Here is a 17427-nt window from a genome sequence, read left to right on the forward strand (position 1 = left end):
CCATCGACAGCGCCATTATTCCCATTCGGCCCGGGAGTACCCGCACCACAGAAGCTACTTGCAAATCCGCCGGACCCGCCGCGTCCACCCATTCCGGGCTTGCCCGGAGTTCCATTTGGCCCCGCACGCCCGCCAGGGCTTACAAGGACAACTTGTTTCCCGTACTCAATATGAGGGGAAATGAGTATAAAATCTCCGCCGGCCCCCCCGGGACCGCCTTGTCCTCCGGTGCCGCCGCTCCCGCCTTTACCGCCCGGCCCCCCGCTTGCGCCGCCTCTCTTGCAGCCAAGAGGCGAAGAAACCCCCTCTGCTCCAGCCCCCCCGGAGCCGCCGTTGCCACCATCTTGACCAATCCCTCCCGGACCTCCGTTCCCGCCCGGTAAAAAGATGGAGAGCCGCCCCTGACCTTCAATCTTAAATACTAACGCTGAAAGACGGGGTGCAGAAATACCAGGATATCCAGGATTGCCGGGTTCACCCGGCGCTCCATTCTCACCCGGTAAGCCTTGCCCCCGTCCGGGCGCTCCGTCCGCAGCCCGTATCCGATTTGGCGGTGCAAAAGGAGTGGCCGGCACTTGCCAGGTCACGGAAGCGTCTCCTTTCAACACGATCGTGTTCGCTAACAGAGAAAGTCCCGGTCCAGCGCCAGCGTCGTATTGCGGATATTCAAACACAAGCTGGGAGTTTGGTTCAAACACAAGCCTGTCTACAGCTAGTACGGAGCCAGCAAAATATCTCCGACCTTCAACTGTAAACTCGTTGCCTCGCAGCATGAATGCCCTAGCTGATGCGTTAAGGAAATCATAAAGCGCTGCCGCGTCTGTTATTTGTGGCTCTACTGCATCCGGAGCAGGTGACGCCGCCGGCTCCGCCCGAACTTGATCTGGGAGGCACCCAATAAGACAAGCACTTGGATATATTGTTGCTGCAACTGTGAAATAGATACTCCGCAGAGCAGCCGACCAATGTTCCCGTGATAACCGCATGCGCATCCCTTCAATTAGAAAAAATAGACTCCAGCGTCGCGCTCTTGTCTAATATCCTGTTTGTGTCCACGCTGTTCCCAATTCCTGGCACTGCTCCGCGGTCACTTAATTGCCAAAGAACTCCTTTGCTACCTTCGATGTGTTGCGGCTTCTCTGCATCCAGGCTTTTCCTGCTATAATCTGCGATCCAAATCTTATACCCAGACAACTTATCGCCCGCCTTACCAACGCGCGCCTGCCACCAATGAAAGTTTGTGTAAATTATAGGCTTCTTGCCGGTAGCGCCTTGAACTTCCTGAAGCCAAACGGCAGCCTTTTCTGCGATCTGATCGGGAGCAAGTTCCTCCCATCGATCAACGGGCTTTCCGCCGTCACCTCGAACCACCCTTCCGTGATCTATTTTGAAGTCCCACTCCAGGTCGAGACAAGGGGGAAGATCCGACTTCCGAAGCTTCCCAACAGTGTTCGAAAAGTTTTTTGCTTGAGGGATGGCATCGTCCAATGCCGACATGAAGTGATAAGCACCCCGGATAATCGGAATCTTTCCGTTTACAAGCCCGGCTGTCGAATTCCAATTCCTTGCGAACTCACCGTCCTTGTATCGCGATCCCTGGGTGGCCTTGATGTACACGAATGACACTTTCTGATTTGCAGCTTTAGCCCAGTCGATTCTGCCTTGATGGTGAGACACATCGATGCCAAAAACCTGACCGCTTGGGACGTGATCAGGAAAATGGAACATTAACGGTAACGCTCGTTCACCATCGAATTCTGTAAGAGCATATATTGCGAGGTCGCCCCGCGACAGGTCATCTACGAGTAATTCGTCTTCTGCGTGTGCAGTGGCATCGACAAAAAACGCTGTAAACAGCGTGAGTACTAGGCCTAGGCCCAATCTACTATCGACCGGATTTCCCATCGTAAACCTCCACGAAGATCTCTTTTACTTAGAATAAGTTCGCGACCTTGAATACTCGAGCAACTAGCGATGCAGGCACACAGCTACATCCAGTAGTTGCGGCCAAGCGCACGCAATCACCACCGGCGCTTTGTTGCGATAAGTTCACCGTGGGTTCAAAGCCACATCTTGCGTCCGAGTCACCGGACACGCTGCCTCACCACTGTGAGCAAGTACAAGGGTTATCAAGGGTGGCCGACAAAGCGACCTATTCTTGTGCCACTTCGCGTCTGCTGCATATAATGACACAAATAATTTTCAATCGGCGCATCAGGTACTTTATCAGGTATAATACTACCTATTATTGCGGAGTATGTCAAGCTTCTACACGTCGCGTGCTTCAAACGCTCCAAGTCTATTATGTTTAGCGTCGATTCCATTTGGCGGCAGTTTGACAAATCCTTCGGGCTGCGGCGGTGACTTCACCTGAATACTTCGCGAAACACGGTAACCTGAACCTCCGGACGACCTCACGTAGCACCGCTGTATCCATCTGAGGCTTCCTACGTTCGGTGGCATCTATGCATCGGAATTCGCGAAGGATGGTCGCGAGTTCCGGTATGCTGTCACGGTCGAAACTCTCGAAGGTCGGCTCGAGCACGTGTTGCCGGAATGGTCCTACAGGCCTGTGCCGATGTTCCTCATCTACGCCCCGAACCGGCGCTCGACAGCGATGTTGCGGACGGTGATCGATTTCCTGGTGGAACGGTTTGGCTAAGCCGATCGACGTCGACATAGCGACAGGGATGTCGGCACATCGTCCACACGGTGAGACTCTTCTCACCGGATCAAAGCCCGTGATAAAAGCGCTCATGGGCATCAAGAACTATTTGATCGAAGGCAGTTCGGGCACTGGAAAAACGTCTGTCGCTTCCGAACTGGAGCGGCGGGGCTACCATGTTGTCCATGGTGACCGCGTCCTGGCATATGTGGGCGACCCCGAGACAGGCCAGGCACTCGCGGGACCACCCGAAGGCGCCGACCGCATTGCCTGGGGATACGCGCATTGGATCTGGCCTGCCGAAAAGGTCCGAGCCATTGCTGCCGACACCACCCACCCTGTTACTTTCTTCTGTGGCGGCTCGCGCAATTTCCACAAATTCCTGCACCTGTTCGATAAGGTTTTCGTGCTCGACATCGACGTTGAAACTTTGAACCGCCGATTGGATGGGCGGCCCGATGAGCCGGGCTTCGAGCCGGCCGAGCGGGCTCTGGTGCTCCGTTACCACAAGGCCCGGGAGTATCTTCCCGTCGGCATCACTGTCGACACGGCGGGTAGCGTTTCGGGCGTCGTCGACGATATCCTCGCTCAACTCACCTGATGTCTTGAAGCTGAATTGGATGCGAGGCGCTCGATCACTGGTGGAAATGCGCTAGGGCGCGTGAGCGCTGATCGGCAGCATGTCCGTTCGTAGCCACTGGCAGCTTTCAGAGCTGCAAACGGCGTGTCGTCGTGCCTGCAATGCTGGGCGCGAAGCTGCGCGACAGCAATCTGGCCACAGCAGCAGTCGAATAAAGTACGGCTCCGCCGAAACGGAATCGCACAAGGCTAGATTTCGGTGTGCTCTGCCTAAGTTCGTTAAGTAGTTTAGTGGCAACATTTCACATCTACGGAGATTGTTTCTGCAATGGCGCTTTCAGAATTATACGCAAACACCGGCGCAACAGGTTTCACCATCAATTTCTTTATGAACGCAGGACCGCACCCCAGATTGGCGCTACTAGCTGCGCCGTTCTTCTCGACAAATGAAGCCATCAAGGCTCTGACAGACAAAGGATGTGATGTCCGGCTGATCATCCGATTTTCGCCGATCACAACGCCGGAAGCGCTACGGCAGGCCCTTGAGAATCCTCGGGTCAAAACCCGCTATTTCACCGACGCCAAGTTTCACACGAAGCTCTATATCATCGACGATATCGCGATCGTCGGCTCCGCCAACCTCACTGATAGCGGCCTGAAAGCAAATCGGGAGCTTTCTGTCCTACTGAAGCAGGATCGCGATGAGGCCTTCTATGCGCTACCCGGCCTATTTGACGAGCTGTGGAACGACGCAGACGTTTTGAACGAAGAGGTGCTCCGCGAATATGGAAAAGCGTTCAAATCCAAAGAGAAGCCGCAGGATGAGGACGCCTTCGAGAAGTTCATCCACAAATTCGTAAAGCCTGCGGCCCCCAAGAGCATCGTCGTTGGCAGCGAAAAGAAATCGAAAGAGCGCGCCTTCATCCAAGGGTTTCGCAGAAAATATGATGAAATTCTGGTGCCTGCGCACCATGAAATCCTCGGGGCCGCCCAACAGCACGGCTTTGGGCGGCCAGAATATGCCGGTCAGGATCCGCAGATCGAGATGGGAAGGTTCCTCGGGTGGCTACGTCTTACACAAGGCAGCGGCGATGGTTGGCGTGAGACATCGTTGCTCAGCGACTCGAAGAGCCGGGCCTCGCGGATTGCCGAATATGTGCAGCTCTGGCAGTCCACTGACGATACCGTAAAAGGCGATATGTATCACGCTTCGGCAGAGATCGAGAACATCGCGAACATCCGGACTTACCTCTGTGATCCGAACGAGTTGGACCGGCTGAATTTTGACGAACTGTTCCGACACCTCACGGGCTGCCACGCCTTTCTCGAACGCTTGCGCTTTGTTTCGAAGGATATCGGGGAGAACCTGTCCGGCCTTGAACGGCTGCGCATCGATTTCCAGAAGAGAAATACGCTCGAGGCCGTTGTGCGAACCGTTCGTTATCTTCTGGCAGGCTCTGGCGATGCGATTGAGCGTGCCTATGACTGCGTATACGGCAGCTATAAGCTCAACGGCTTCGGTGAAGCTTGTGTAATGGAGTTGCTCGGCTGGGGAGACGCCAAACGTCCTCCGTTCAATAATCGCTCCATTCGCGGCATCCGCTTGTTAGGGTTTGACGTCGAGCACTTGGTCGCTGGTGAGTAGCGAAAACCTATGTGGCTGCTTGCTACACGTAGGTGACAATGCGCCACAACAATATCATGTCCACTTTGAGGAAAGGAAGAAAGCGGACACAATGTCCGAAATGGGCGCGCGAAGCCGCCGAGGCACTTCGGCAGCTGTCGGCCCGCGCCAGACGATCTCTTTTCCGCCGCCGAGGTGCATGACCTCGAATGACCGTTCTAGGGCAGGGAGCTCGGGACGCTTGCGCTTCCTGCGCGAGCGGGTTATACACTGAACCATATGGTTCAGTATTTAGATCCTCCCCTCGATCTCTCGTTCGCGGCGCTGTCCGATGCGACCCGTCGCGGGATCATCGATCAGCTTGGGCGAGGGGACGCGTCGATCACCAGTCTCGCGGACAAGTTCCAGATGACGCTGACCGGCATGAAGAAGCATGTCCAGGTTCTCGAGCGGGCGGGGCTCGTCGTCACGCAGAAGGTCGGACGGGTGAGAACCTGCAAGCTCGGGAAACGCGGCCTCAAGGCAGAGGCCGAGTGGATCGAGGCGCATCGCAGGCTGTTCGAGGCCCGCTTCGAAGCATTGGACGAAATCATCAGCGAAATGAAACGGGAGGAAAGCGATGACTGAGCAAGTTGAGAGGGCAGGTGGCGCGCAGAACCGCACGTCAGTCGAGCGCAGAGGGGATCGCGAACTCGTGGTAACCAGGATATTCGATGCGCCGCCGAGCACGGTTTACAGGGCGTGGAGCCGGCCCGAGTTGTTCCAGCGCTGGTGGGTGCCGAAATCGGTGCCCGGCATTTCGCTGGTATCATGCGAAATGGACGTCCGCACCGGCGGCAAATATCGGCTGGAATTCGGCGCCGGCGGTTCGGATACCATGGCCTTCTATGGCAAGTATCTCGAGGTGGCGCCGAACGAGCGCATCGTCTGGACCAATGATGAGGGCGAAGAGGGCGCAATCACCACCGTGACCTTCGAAGACCAGGGCGGGAAGACACTTGTGGTTTTCCACGAAGTCTATCCGACCAGGGAGGCGCTTGAGGAAGCACTGCAGGGCTCGGCTGTCGCATTGCCGGAGCAGTTGGAACAGCTCGACGAATTGCTTTCCAGCCTGACCGAGTAGCGCACGGCCTTCAGGCCGCCTTTGCCACCATCCACGCACATCTGGAACGCAACTCGTCCTGTTTCATTACCGTGGAGGCGGTAAGCAAGGGGAGTTATGGCAATGCTGATCCAGGGAATCTACGCCGCGCTCGCAACGGCAGACATGGATAAAGCGGAGAAGTTTTACACGCAGCTGTTTGACCGGGAGCCCGATGATCGTCCGATGGAGGCGTTGATCCAATGGCGCAACGTCGCCGGAGCGAACATTCAAATCTTCCTCGACAAGGAGAATGCTGGTTTCGGCAGGCTGACCATTGTGGTGCCGAAAATGGATGAAGCCCGCAGAGCGCTCGAAGAGATTGGGGTGACGCTCACAGGTGAATCCGAGGGTGACTACGGAAGGATTGCCCAGATCGCGGACCCGGACGGCAATCGCATCACCCTTGCGGAGCCGCCCTCCCGTCCATTCGATACGCAGCGAAGATAGCGCCGCTGCTTGACGCTCTGGTTTGCGCGCGCCTAACGGCAATGGAACCTTCGGCAGCGCCGAAGTGTTGTGCTCGGCATGATTGCGGGAGGCATGACCGATGTACATCATTGTCGGAGGGACGGGGCGCGTCGGCTCCGCGGTGGCGAAGACGCTGCTCGACCAGGGTGAAGCCGTCACCATCGTCACCAGAACCCCTGAGAAGGCGGGCGCATGGCGACAGCGGGGCGCAGAAGTGGCGATCGCCGACGTCCACGACGTGGCCTCGTTGAGGAAGGTGTTCCGCCGCGGGAAGCGGGCCTTCCTGCTGAACCCGAACGCTGACATCGCGAGCGATACGGACCGGGAGGAGCGCGAGACCGTGTGCTGCCTGCTCGAGGCGATCGAAGGGTCCGGGCTGGAGAAGGTGGTGGCGCAATCAACCATGGGCGCGCAGCCGGGCGAGCAATGCGGCGATCTCAATGTCCTTTACGAACTGGAGACGGGCCTGAGAGGCCAGCCGATTCCCGCCAGTGTCATCCGCGCAGCCTATTACTACAGCAACTGGGACACGATGGTGGGACCTGTCGCGAAGGACGGGGTGCTATCAACCATGCTCCCGGCCGACCTCACGCTGCCGATGGTCGCGCCCGAGGATCTGGGAAGTGTGGCTGCACAGCTCCTGCGGGAGCCGATCGACCGGATCGGCATATACCCAGTCGAAGGGCCGGAACGATACTCTCCCAATGACGTTGCCGCAGCCTTCGCCGCCGCCCTCGGCCGGGCCGTTCGCGTCGAGGTGATCCCGCGCGAAACCTGGGAAGACGCATACCGCAATTTGGGCTTCTCCGACGCGGCGGCGCACTCATATGCCAGGATGACGGCTCTCACCGCCGATGGCCCCGAATATCCCGAGGACTCAATTCGCGGATCGATCTCGCTCCAGACATACATAGATGGGCTCGTTCGGGACTCGTCCTGACGCGCCTTCGTATGGGACTTGTGCCGGGGCAGGCGCCTCGTCTTCAGGTGGCGACCTCCATGGGATCGCTGAAGCCGCCACGGCGTTTTCATCAACCGCGTTCGACCAGTTTGCGGATAGCGGTCTCAAAGGTCGTTGTGCCCTTGCGCGATCGGGCCTCGCCATTTTCGAACTCGATCCAGCCTTCGTTGAAGCCGTCAAGCATGCGCATACGGGGTCGGGGGTTCTGCATGCCCTGGTTCAAAAACAGCGCTTCCCATGTCTCCCTTGCCACCGGCTCGGCACGGACCCTCTTGCCGAGCACGGCAGAGAAGGCCTCCGCCATCTGCAGCGGCGTGATGCGGAGCGGACCCTCAAGCTCGACGATGCGTTTACCGGTCCAGTCCTCCTGCAGCATTTCAGCCGCAGTTGCGCCGACATCGCGCACGGAAACCATTGGCACCGGTTTGGTGACCGGCTGCAGAAAGCTTGGCATGATGCCGCTCTCCCTTGCCGGCGCGATGTCCCAGGCTGAATTCTCCATGAACCAGCAGGCGCGCAAGAACGCTACCGGCATCGGGAGTGTCGACATTGCCCGCTCGACGAGGCCGAGCTGGCTCAGCAGATTCTCCTGCTTTGCCTGCGCGCCGATCGTCGACAGGCACACCACCTTCTTCGGTGACGCCTTTGTGAGCGCCGTCTTGAGCACTTCTATGATTGCTTTCACCTCCGGGAAACCCGGCGCAGGATCGAAGCTTGGCGGCAGAAGCAGGAAGACGCCCTCGGCGCCTTCGAAGGCTTGGGCGAGACCCGCCGCGTCCGTCATGTCGGCAATGGCGACTTCCGCACCTCGATCCCGCCAGGCGCCTGCTTTTTCCGCGTTGCGCAGGACTGCACGGACAGCAAGACCCTGATCTATCAGTTTCGCGCCGACCACGGCGCCGACCTGACCTGTTATTCCAGTGACAGCAAACATTATCGGACTCCTTTTGTCAGCGGCTTTCGCCGCGCCGAGTGAATGATGCGCCAAAGTCGCCTTTGACTGAATTGCCCTTTTGTCAGATAGTTCATGACAAAATATCAGGAATTGGATGATGTTCGACGGACGATTGCTGAATGGGGTCAGCGTGCTGGCCGCCGTCGTTGAGAGCGGCAGTTTTGCGCGGGCGGGCGAGGCGCTGGGGTTGACAGCTTCCGGGGTCAGCCGGGCGGTGGCGCGACTTGAGAGCCGCATCGGCGTGCGGCTGCTCGAGCGGACGACCCGTTCCCTGAGGCTCACCGATGACGGCACGCGTTTCTACGAGCAGGTCGTGCCGTTACTCGGTGGCATCGAAGAAGCCGCTGCCTATGCGGCCGGGACGACGCAGACGGTGCGCGGGAGGCTGCGGATCAATGTAGATCCCTATTTTTCGCGGCTGATCCTCGCGCCGAAGCTCGGCACCTTTCTCGACCGCTATCCCGATCTTCAGCTCGAGGTGGTTACAAGGAACGAGATCGGCGATCTTGTCGCCGACGGCATGGATGTGGCGGTGCGCTTCGGCGAAATCCCGGCCAAGAGCTCGCTGATTGCCCGGCAACTCTTTCGCACGAGGGTGATCACGGTTGCCGCGCCGTCCTATCTCGCACGGCATGGCACGCCGACGCTGCCTGCCGACCTGACCGATCATACCTGCATCCAGTATGAGGACCCCTTGACGGGCAGGCCTTTCGAATGGGAGTTGCGGCGCGGAAAGAAGGTGGTGCCGATCCAAACGCATGGGCGCATCCTCGTCAATGATGCCGGTACGGCCCTTGCCACCTGTCTCGCCGGGATCGGGATTGCCCAGGTCTTCTCGCTCGGAATGAAGCCCTATCTTGACAGTGGCCAGTTGGTCGCTCTCTATCCGGATTGGCCCGATGAGACCTTTCCGTTGCACTGCTTCTACACCTCCCGCCATCATGTGCCGGCCAAGGTTCGCGCCTTTATTGATTTTTGCTTCGAAATCGTCAGCTAGATGCCGCTGCGAGGATCGGCTCGGAGGCTTTTACCGGGCATCTTCAGCGGCTTCCAAAAGCGCCATAAGTCGCATTACAATTGCCGGCGATGTGGCCTTGCCTCAGGCGACGGACCAGCCACCGTCCACCAGCAGGTTCGCGCCGGTGATCAGGCTCGCAGCCGGCGATGCCAGGAAGACGACGGCGCCCACGACATCATCGGTTTCACCGATCCGGCCGAGGGGAATGTGATCGAGCGTCGCTTGGCGATTGGCGGCGTCGGATAGAAAGGGTGCCGTGCCATCCGTATGGATGAAGGTCGGCGATACGGTGTTGACGGTGATATTGTAGCGTGCCCACTCGGCCGCAAGGCAGCGCGAGAGGTGATTGATGGCCGCCTTGCTCATGCAATAGATGGCCTCGCCGCGCAGGGCTACGGTGCCGGCCTGTGAGCTGATGCTGATGATCCGGCCGCCATTCTGCTTGATCATCTGGCGCCCGACCGCCTGGGTCATCAGGAAGGTGCCCTTGACGTTGACATCGAGGATCTCGTCGAGGTCCTTCTCCTCGACGAGCTCGGCGAGATTGCCGGGAGCCACGCCGACATTGTTGACGAGGACGTCGATCCGATCAAACGTCGTCAACGCCGCGTCGACGGCTTGTGCGATATGGGCTTTGTTGGGAATTTCCAGTTCAACAGCGAGGACTTTTCGTCCCGTGCCCTCGAGCTCGGCGACCAGGTCCGCCGAGGCTGCGACGTCACGGACCCCCAAGACAATATCGGAGCCTGCCGCGGCACAGGCAAGCGCGCAAGCTCGCCCGATGCCACGGCTCGCGCCTGTTACCAAAGTCACTTTGCCCTCAAGGCTGAAGTCCGGCGCGTTCCTCTGCATCATGGTGCCTCCCTTGATGAAATCAATTTATGCCAGAGTCGGCGCGGCTGCCAGATACTCTGCGCATGTGCAGCGGCCTCCCCGCCGGACCGCAGCGCCGGGGTTCAAGAGAGCCTCATCATGAGTTGCCCCGCAGGGGGCCTCGAAGGACGAGGCGGGTGCTCAGCCATTGTTACCTGCAAGAAGCAGCGTTGCGGCATTCGGTGGCAAACGCCACCATCGGTTCTCGAGGACAATCCGACCCGTCAATTCAGGCCGGCACGGGTAAGTCCTTCGATCAGACGCGCCCGATCCTCGGCGCGGACGAAAGAAGATGTTGCTCCGACCGCGTCCCGTGAGATATCAGGAACCAGCGATTTAAGCCGTCCGAGCAAGTCCATGGCAGCCTCCCGGTTGTCGAGAAGTCCGGCACAGGCCGTGCCAATGATCAGCGGAACCGCATGGCCGGACCGCAATCGATGCGCCTCCCGTGCGTAACTCAATCCAAGTTCGTAATTCGCGCCCTGGAAATGAGCCATGGCGTAGTAAAACTGAAAGTCGCCGAGAAAAGCCTCGCGCGGGCTCAGTCTGAGGGCGTAGTCGATGCAACGAATGGCGTCCGCCGCGCGGCCCCCGTTGGCATGCGCAAGTCCCAACTGGCCGTGTGCAAACGCGGAGTTGGGGTTGATCGCGACAGCCTGGCTGATCGCTGCCACCGCCAGGACATTGTCGCGCGTCCCAAAGGCTATCATCGCCTGCGCAAGGTAAGTCCACGGTTCCTTATCGTCCGCGGCCATGGCTTGTTGAACGACATCCCTGGCAAGGCCCAAGGCATATCCCATGTCCTCCCACCCCTGGAACGCGCGCCACATGGTAATCCAACCTTTCATGGCGAGCGCCTGGGCATAGCCGGGGGCCAGTTCGATTGCCCGATCGAGCAGCGGGAGCATCTTCCTGCTGCTCTCCTCAGATAGTTGGGAACACAGGAACACCGCCCGCACGACACATTCCCAGGCATCAAGGCCATGATGCGGCTTGGGGCTTTCGCGAGCATGCTCCGCCGCCAGGAGTTCCGGCCCGATGCGGCCGACGACGCTTGCGGTAATTTCGTCCTGAATGGCGAAGATGTCGCCGAGGTCGCCGTCGTACCTCTCGGCCCAGAGATGGACGTCGGAGGCCGCATCGATGAGCTGCGCGGTCACCCTCATCCGGTTGCCGGACTTGCGGACACTCCCCTCGAGAACATAGCGGACCCCGAGTTCGTGCCCGATTGCGCGCACATCCACGGGCTTTCCCTTGTAGGTGAACATCGTGTTGCGGGCGATCACGAAGAAGCCCTTGAGCTTGGATAGCGCGGTGGTGATGTCCTCGGTCAGCCCATCGCTGAAGAAGTCCTGCTCCGGTTCGGCGCTCAGGGCGTTGAACGGCAGCACGGCAATGGATGGCCGCTCCGGAAGTGCAGACCTCAACGATGCCGTTCCTGCGGCCGTCCTTTCCTGAAGGGGGCGGTACAGTCGCACCGGCCTTTCCATATTCTTCAGCGCGCGCTCGCCGAGGTATTCGTAGTCGCAGTCAAGCTTGCCCGGGAGGTGATCGTAGGCCGTGCCGGAAATGCAAATGCCGCCCGGATCCGCCAAGGTCTGGAGGCGGGCCGCGATGTTCACGCCATCGCCGTAGAGATCCCCATCGAGTTCGTGGACCACATCACCCAGATTGACGCCGATCCGGAAGACGATGCGTCGCTCCGTCGGGATATCGGCCTGGTTCTCGGCAACCCCCTTCTGGATGGCGACCGCGCACGCGACGGCATCGACGACCGAGCCGAACTCCACGAGCGCACCGTCGCCCATCAGCTTGACGATACGGCCCTGATGCTCGGCCAGCAGCGGATCGATCACCTCCCGACGCAGAACCTTGAGGGCCGACAACGTCCCAGTCTCGTCATGTTCGACGAGGCGGGAATAGCCGACGACGTCAGCGGCCAGGATCGCGGCCAGCCGCCGCTCTGCTCTTGCGGTTGCCATGGCTGTCTCCCCTCAGGAGATGCGCCGATTGAAACCCAGGCGATTGACGCGACATGCACCATCCGGCTGCCCGACACCGCGACCGTGCCGGTTCATGATACCACTGAGACGGTCATATGGCGACGATTCACAAGGGTGCCGCCTGCAACGGAACAGGGGCCGCGAAGCGGTCAACGCAAAGGTCTGTTGCCGCCCCATGGAAGAACGGCTTAATTCGAAGGTCCGTTTCGGAATTTGGAACCCACTGGCGCGGCGTGCTGAGCAGATCCTCGATCCGGGCATCGATCTCACCCAGGTTCGCTTTCAATTCGTCTACGACTTCGACCATACGCGACGCTCCCGAGGCACCCTTAGGAGATAACATCGGCCTTCATCGGAAACTTGTGGCACTTGCTCATAATGCCGCAGCGTTGCGGCGCGCTTCGGGGCTTCGCCGTTTCGGGCTTTGCACCTCGGCGTGAGGGACGTTGGAGGATGCCGCGCTCCGATAACAGGCTCTTGGAGATGCATATACAAATCACGCGGTGGGAGAATGTAGCGCCGGGTTTCAAGAGAGCCTCATCCTGAGGCGCCCCGAACCGCCAATCACCGCCGCGCCGGCGGCTTGGTGGCGGCGCGGCGCTGCAGCGCAAAACGCGCGGCCGAGCAGTTGACGTCGGGAACGAGATCGTAGGTCTGCTGATAGAGGCTCTGGGCCAGCGTGTTGTTGCCGCGGTTTTCAGAGGCGAGGGCGGCGAGCGCCGTGCGCTTGTAGGCCTCGACGATCGGCGCTGCCGCCTTTGCCAGCGCCGCTTCGTCGGCGGGTTCGGTGCTAAGCGCCAGTGCGGCATAGGTGACATCGCCGTCCCTACCGACGCGGCCGCCGACGGCGCCGTTGAAACTCTGCTCGGAAACCTGGCGCATCCGCCGGGCGTTCTTGATGCAGGTCGGAATGCGGGCGGCTTCGGCATTGATGCGCTCGGCCGTCGGACCGGCCTCCGTGCTGCCGCCGCCGGAAAGGATCACATAGCCGATGATGCCGACGACCGCGAGGTAGACGAGGCCCATGCCGGCGAGGAAGGCCGGCTGCTTGAAGAGCGGCTTTTTCGGCTTGCCGTCGTCTGCCTTGGCAGCAGCCTCCTTTTTCGGCGCCTCCTTGGTCGGCGCCTTCTCCACGAACTGGAATTCGACATCCTTGCCAAGGCGGAAGCTGTCGCCTGTTTTCAGTGAGGCCGTCTGCAGCAGCGCCTCGCCGCGCAGCATGATCGGGTTCAGCCCCATGCGGCGGATGATGAAGCCGCCGTCGCTCTGCTTTTCGATGCGCGCATGGATCGGCGCCAGGAAGGGATCGTCGACGACGATATCGGCATTGGCTGCCCGGCCGATCGACATTTCCGCCCGGTCGAGCACATGGCTGCGGCTCTGGCCGCCGGGGCCGGTCTGCAGAAGGCTGGGTTTGTTGCCGCGAAAGAAGGAAAACACCATGATCAGAACATCCCACTCGACATCATCTCGACGATAGCCGGCGCCAGCACCAGAAGCAGGATCGAGACGACGATCATCATCGCCGGCATGACGATCTTGGCTTTCAGCTTTTCACTGGCCCTGTCGGCCTTCTCCCAGCGGCGGAAGCGCAGGTCGCGCGCATGCTCGCGCAGCAGCTCGACGCGGTTGCTGCCCTCGACCTCGCCCTGGATGACGGCGCGGATGACGCGCACCACCTCCTCGGCCGTCATGCGTGCTTCCAGGCGCTGCAGCGCCTCGATCATGCCGGTGCCGAGCGCCACGTCCTTCAGCGTCTGCTCGATCTCCTCGCTCATCACGGTGCCGGGCGCGGCCTCGGCATAGAGCCGCAGGCTTTCCGGCAGGGTCGCCTGCGCCTGCTGCGTCATGACGACGAGATCGAGGAAATAGGGAAATTCGCGCGAGATGCGTTCCTTGCGGTCCTGCATCTTGTCGTCGGCGACGACCCAGAAATAGATGGCGGGGATGAAGCCGAGGATCAGGCCGGCGGCCAGCCCGCCGATGACGCTGCCGCTCGCAATGCCGAACAGCACGCCGAGCAGGATGAAGCCGAAGAGGCTGAGGACGAGGAGAAGGGCGATATATTCACGCCCCGTCACGCCGCCGAAGGGCCGGCCGCCATAGATCAGCTTCTTTTCGAGCTGCGCACCGAAATCGGCCAGAAGCGGCTCGAACTGCCTCAGCACGAATTCGACCGGCGTGCGCATGCCGATGCTGTCGACGATATTCGGCGGCGGCCCGTCGCCACCGGCCGAACGCCGCACCACCTGGATGCTGCCGAGGAGATCGCCGATCCACCAGACGATGAGCGCCGCGGTGATGCCGGCAAGGACGATGATGATCGGGGCGAGCGGGATTTGCGACATCATACCGACACCTTCATCATCGAGCGCATCCAGAAGAAGCCGGTGGCGTAGAGAATGGCGCCGACGATCGCGATAACGATGCCGATGGCGTTGCCGAACACCTTGTCGATCAGCTCCGGCTGGCCGAAAAAGATCATCAGGATCATGAACAGCGCGCCGCCATTGACGACGCGGAAGTTCATCCGCGCCTGCGACGACGAGGTGCTGATCTTCTGGTCGAGCTTCCAGATCTCCTTGAAGGATTTCGACATTTCCGTCAGCGGCTCGGATATGTCGCCGCCCTGGCGGGCAAACAGGCCGAGGGCGGCGTCGACCATCTTGAAATGCAGGCTCGGCACGGTGCGGCCGTGGCGGTCGAGCGCCTCGACCAGGCCGATGCCGAGCTTCTGCTCGCGGGCGATGCGCTCGAACTCGCGCGAGGACGGCATCTGGCCGGTGTCGGCGACGGCATTGACGGCGACGGCGAGCGGCTTGCCGGTGCGCACCGCCGAGACGATCTGGTCGACGGCATAGGGAAGCTGCGATTCGATCTGCAGCCAGCGGCGCTGCAGAAAGTAGCGGATCGTCGCCTTGGGCAGGAAGAAGGCGACGGGAATGGCGACGACGATGCCGACGATCGGCCCGAAGATCAGCGAGATCAGAGCGAAGACGACGATCGCGGTGATGGCATAGGCGAGGATCATCGTATAGGGCGGCACGGCATCGCGGCCGAAGACCTGGGCTGCCTCGCTGGCGAGCGCGATATCGCGTTCGGTGGCGCGCAGCAGCGGTGCCGGCCATTGCACCGGCGCGCCCCAGACGAACAGTCCCGCCGTAACCGCGCCGAGGGCGATCGTCAGGATCTGCAGAATGCTGATGTCCATGGTTCCACCCTCAAACGAACATATCCAGGTTCTTGATCTCGCCGTCTTCGCCGAAGGCGACGAGCTCGGCGACGAAGCTCGGCAGATAGCCGGTGAAGGCGTGCACCGCCTGGCCGCCGGCGCGGCCGACGAGATTGAAGATCGGCTCGACGATGATGAGGCCGGTGTCCGGATCGATGCCGATCACCTCGGATATTTCGGTGACGGCGCGCCGTCCGCTTTCCAGGCGGTTGAGCTGGACCACGAGCTCGACGGCGGCGACGATCTGCTGGCGGATCGCCGTCACCGGCAGCGAGCTCTGGCCCTGCAGCACCATCACCTCCAGGCGGGTCATCATGTCCTGCGGCGTGTTGGCATGCGCCGTCGTCATCGAGCCGGCATGGCCGGTGTTCATCGCCTGCAGCATGTCGATTGCTTCCGCACCGCGGCACTCGCCGACGATGATGCGGTCGGGACGCATGCGCAGCGCGTTGCGCACCAGGTCGCGGATGGTGACGCTGGTCTCGCTCTCCGCCGTCTTCGGCCGCGATTGCAGGTAGACGACGTGAATGCCGTCGAGCTGCAGTTCGGACGTGTCCTCGACGGCAACGACGCGCTCGCCGACCGGAATGAATTGCGACAGGCTGTTCAGCAGCGTCGTCTTGCCGGAGCCGGTGCCGCCGGAGACGACGATGTTCTTGCGGGCCCGCACCGCCGCCTCGAGGAAGGCGCGCATCGGCTCGCTGAGCGCGCCAGCGGCCACCAGCTTGCTGATGTCGAGCCGCGACTTGCCGCCGAATTTGCGAATGGTGAGGCAGGCGCCCTTGACGGCAAGCGGCGGGATGACGGCGTTGACGCGCGAACCGTCCGGCATGCGGAAGTCCGCCATCGCCTCGCTCTCGTTGATCGAGCGATTGGAATCGACGGCGATGCGCTCGATCACCTTCATCAGCTGCCGCTCATTGGCGAAGGCAAAGGGATAGCGCTCGAGCAGGCCGAATTTTTCGACATAGATCTCGTCATACCGCGTCACCATGATTTCCGAGATGACGTCGAGATCCATCAGTTCCGAGATCGTGCCCCAGCGATACATCAGCTCCTCGATATTCGAGCGCAGGTGCATATGGGCGATCTCGTAGCGGTCGCCGGCGTTGAACAGCGCCTGCCGGGCCTGGAAGGCGGCGCCGAACTTGGTGTCGAGCTGGGCGAAGTCGGAACGGGTGGATTCGAAGTTCAGCTTCAGTTGCAGCGCCGAGATCAGCGCCTTGCCGACGTCGAAGAGCCGGCGGTTGTCCTGCTCTTCGCGGGCGAGGCTTGCCGCATTGGACGCGCCGTCGCGCCGTCCGGTGCGGGCGATGCGTTTTGCCAGCCACCGGTAGACGGCGTTCTTGATGACGAGGATGACGAGATCCTGCGGCGCTGCATCAAGCGCCTCCTTGATGAACAGGTCGAGGCGCTCGCGGATGCGGCCGCGCGTCTCCTCGCGGCCGAAATCGGAGGATTTCACCAGCCGGTCATATTGCGTGTCTTTTAGCAATCGCTCATGTATTTCCATCTGCAGCGCCAGCACCCGCTCCTGGTCCGGAAACTGCGTCACCGCTTCCGGCGCCGCCGCCGGCTCGACCAGTTCGATCGTGACATTCGGCACCCAGATCGACATGCCGGCCGAGACCGCCACCGGCGTGCCGGCCCTCAGCGGCTGGTCGTCGACCCGCGTCGGGTTGCGGCCATGATGCTGCACCGACCAGCCCTGGCCTGACTTGCGCAGCACGAATTGCGGCGACGACACGTGGCTGCCGCGCAGCCGCACGACGCCGGCGCCGGCGGGCAGCGAAAGCGTGCTGCTTTCGCCGACGAAATAGGTCTCGTTCGCCGAGAGCGGGATCACTTCCCGTCCGCTGCCGTCCTCATAGGAAATCTTCAACAGCATGGCTCAATCCCCGAAAC

The 17427-nt window shown here is 60.7% G+C and carries 16 protein-coding genes and 1 pseudogene; 8 read left to right on the forward strand and 9 right to left on the reverse strand.

Annotated features, from left to right (window positions below):
- Positions 1-996: 996 nt before the first annotated feature.
- Complete coding sequence (locus CO660_RS12230; RefSeq protein ID WP_097598904.1) at positions 997-1905, reverse strand: GH25 family lysozyme; 909 nt, start codon at positions 1903-1905, stop codon at positions 997-999.
- A 622-nt stretch (positions 1906-2527) separates the two neighbouring features.
- Between CO660_RS12230 and CO660_RS33795 the strand changes: the two are divergent.
- From CO660_RS33795 to CO660_RS12270, 7 genes and pseudogenes are all read left to right on the forward strand, one after another.
- Positions 2528-2662 (forward strand): annotated as a pseudogene (locus tag CO660_RS33795) (LysR family transcriptional regulator); the annotation flags it as partial.
- A gap of 94 nt (positions 2663-2756) precedes the next feature.
- Complete coding sequence (locus tag CO660_RS12240; protein ID WP_097598905.1) at positions 2757-3266, forward strand: nucleoside kinase; 510 nt, start codon at positions 2757-2759, stop codon at positions 3264-3266.
- A gap of 306 nt (positions 3267-3572) precedes the next feature.
- Entirely contained in the window at positions 3573-4889 is a 1317-nt protein-coding gene (locus tag CO660_RS12245; protein WP_097598906.1) for a phospholipase D-like domain-containing protein, read from the forward strand.
- Between the two features lie 258 nt (positions 4890-5147).
- The gene (locus CO660_RS12255) at positions 5148-5495 is read left to right on the forward strand and encodes a helix-turn-helix domain-containing protein (protein WP_097598908.1); all 348 of its coding nucleotides are present in this window, start codon (positions 5148-5150) and stop codon (positions 5493-5495) included.
- Positions 5488-5991 carry an SRPBCC family protein gene (locus CO660_RS12260; RefSeq protein ID WP_097598909.1) on the forward strand — a complete coding sequence of 168 codons (504 nt, stop codon included), beginning with the start codon at positions 5488-5490 and terminating at the stop codon, positions 5989-5991. Before CO660_RS12255 ends, CO660_RS12260 begins: the two co-directional genes overlap by 8 nt.
- Positions 5992-6093: 102 nt before the next feature.
- Positions 6094-6459 carry a VOC family protein gene (locus CO660_RS12265; RefSeq protein ID WP_097598955.1) on the forward strand — a complete coding sequence of 122 codons (366 nt, stop codon included), beginning with the start codon at positions 6094-6096 and terminating at the stop codon, positions 6457-6459.
- 100 nt (positions 6460-6559) lie between these two features.
- Positions 6560-7420 (forward strand): NmrA family NAD(P)-binding protein, encoded by an 861-nt coding sequence (locus CO660_RS12270; protein WP_097598910.1) that lies wholly within the window; start codon positions 6560-6562, stop codon positions 7418-7420.
- A gap of 91 nt (positions 7421-7511) precedes the next feature.
- Here CO660_RS12270 and CO660_RS12275 read toward each other — a convergent pair whose 3' ends face one another.
- A complete protein-coding gene (locus CO660_RS12275) occupies positions 7512-8375 on the reverse strand; it encodes an NmrA family NAD(P)-binding protein (protein WP_097598911.1) in 864 nt (287 codons plus the stop codon).
- Between the two features lie 118 nt (positions 8376-8493).
- On the opposite strand from CO660_RS12275, the gene CO660_RS12280 reads away from it, so the two are divergent.
- Positions 8494-9393: a LysR family transcriptional regulator gene (locus CO660_RS12280; protein WP_097598956.1), complete on the forward strand. Its 900-nt coding sequence runs from the start codon at positions 8494-8496 to the stop codon at positions 9391-9393.
- A gap of 102 nt (positions 9394-9495) precedes the next feature.
- Here CO660_RS12280 and CO660_RS12285 read toward each other — a convergent pair whose 3' ends face one another.
- The 7 genes from CO660_RS12285 to CO660_RS12315 form a co-directional block, all read right to left on the reverse strand.
- Complete coding sequence (locus CO660_RS12285; RefSeq protein ID WP_097598957.1) at positions 9496-10266, reverse strand: glucose 1-dehydrogenase; 771 nt, start codon at positions 10264-10266, stop codon at positions 9496-9498.
- A gap of 245 nt (positions 10267-10511) precedes the next feature.
- Positions 10512-12269 carry an adenylate/guanylate cyclase domain-containing protein gene (locus CO660_RS12290; RefSeq protein ID WP_097598912.1) on the reverse strand — a complete coding sequence of 586 codons (1758 nt, stop codon included), beginning with the start codon at positions 12267-12269 and terminating at the stop codon, positions 10512-10514.
- A gap of 127 nt (positions 12270-12396) precedes the next feature.
- Entirely contained in the window at positions 12397-12597 is a 201-nt protein-coding gene (locus tag CO660_RS12295; protein ID WP_097598913.1) for a hypothetical protein, read from the reverse strand.
- A 257-nt stretch (positions 12598-12854) separates the two neighbouring features.
- Positions 12855-13733, reverse strand: coding sequence for an FHA domain-containing protein (locus CO660_RS12300; RefSeq protein WP_097598914.1), 879 nt, complete (start codon positions 13731-13733; stop codon positions 12855-12857).
- Between the two features lie 2 nt (positions 13734-13735).
- Entirely contained in the window at positions 13736-14641 is a 906-nt protein-coding gene (locus tag CO660_RS12305; protein ID WP_097598915.1) for a type II secretion system F family protein, read from the reverse strand.
- On the reverse strand, positions 14638-15501 hold the full coding sequence (locus tag CO660_RS12310; protein WP_097598916.1) for a type II secretion system F family protein: 864 nt from the start codon (positions 15499-15501) through the stop codon (positions 14638-14640). Before CO660_RS12310 ends, CO660_RS12305 begins: the two co-directional genes overlap by 4 nt.
- Positions 15502-15511: 10 nt before the next feature.
- Positions 15512-17410, reverse strand: a complete 1899-nt coding sequence (locus CO660_RS12315; RefSeq protein WP_097598917.1) for an ATPase, T2SS/T4P/T4SS family — start codon at positions 17408-17410, stop codon at positions 15512-15514.
- Positions 17411-17427 lie beyond the last annotated feature (17 nt).

Origin of the sequence: Rhizobium sp. L9 (assembly GCF_002531885.1) — a bacterium.
GTDB lineage: Bacteria > Pseudomonadota > Alphaproteobacteria > Rhizobiales > Rhizobiaceae > Rhizobium.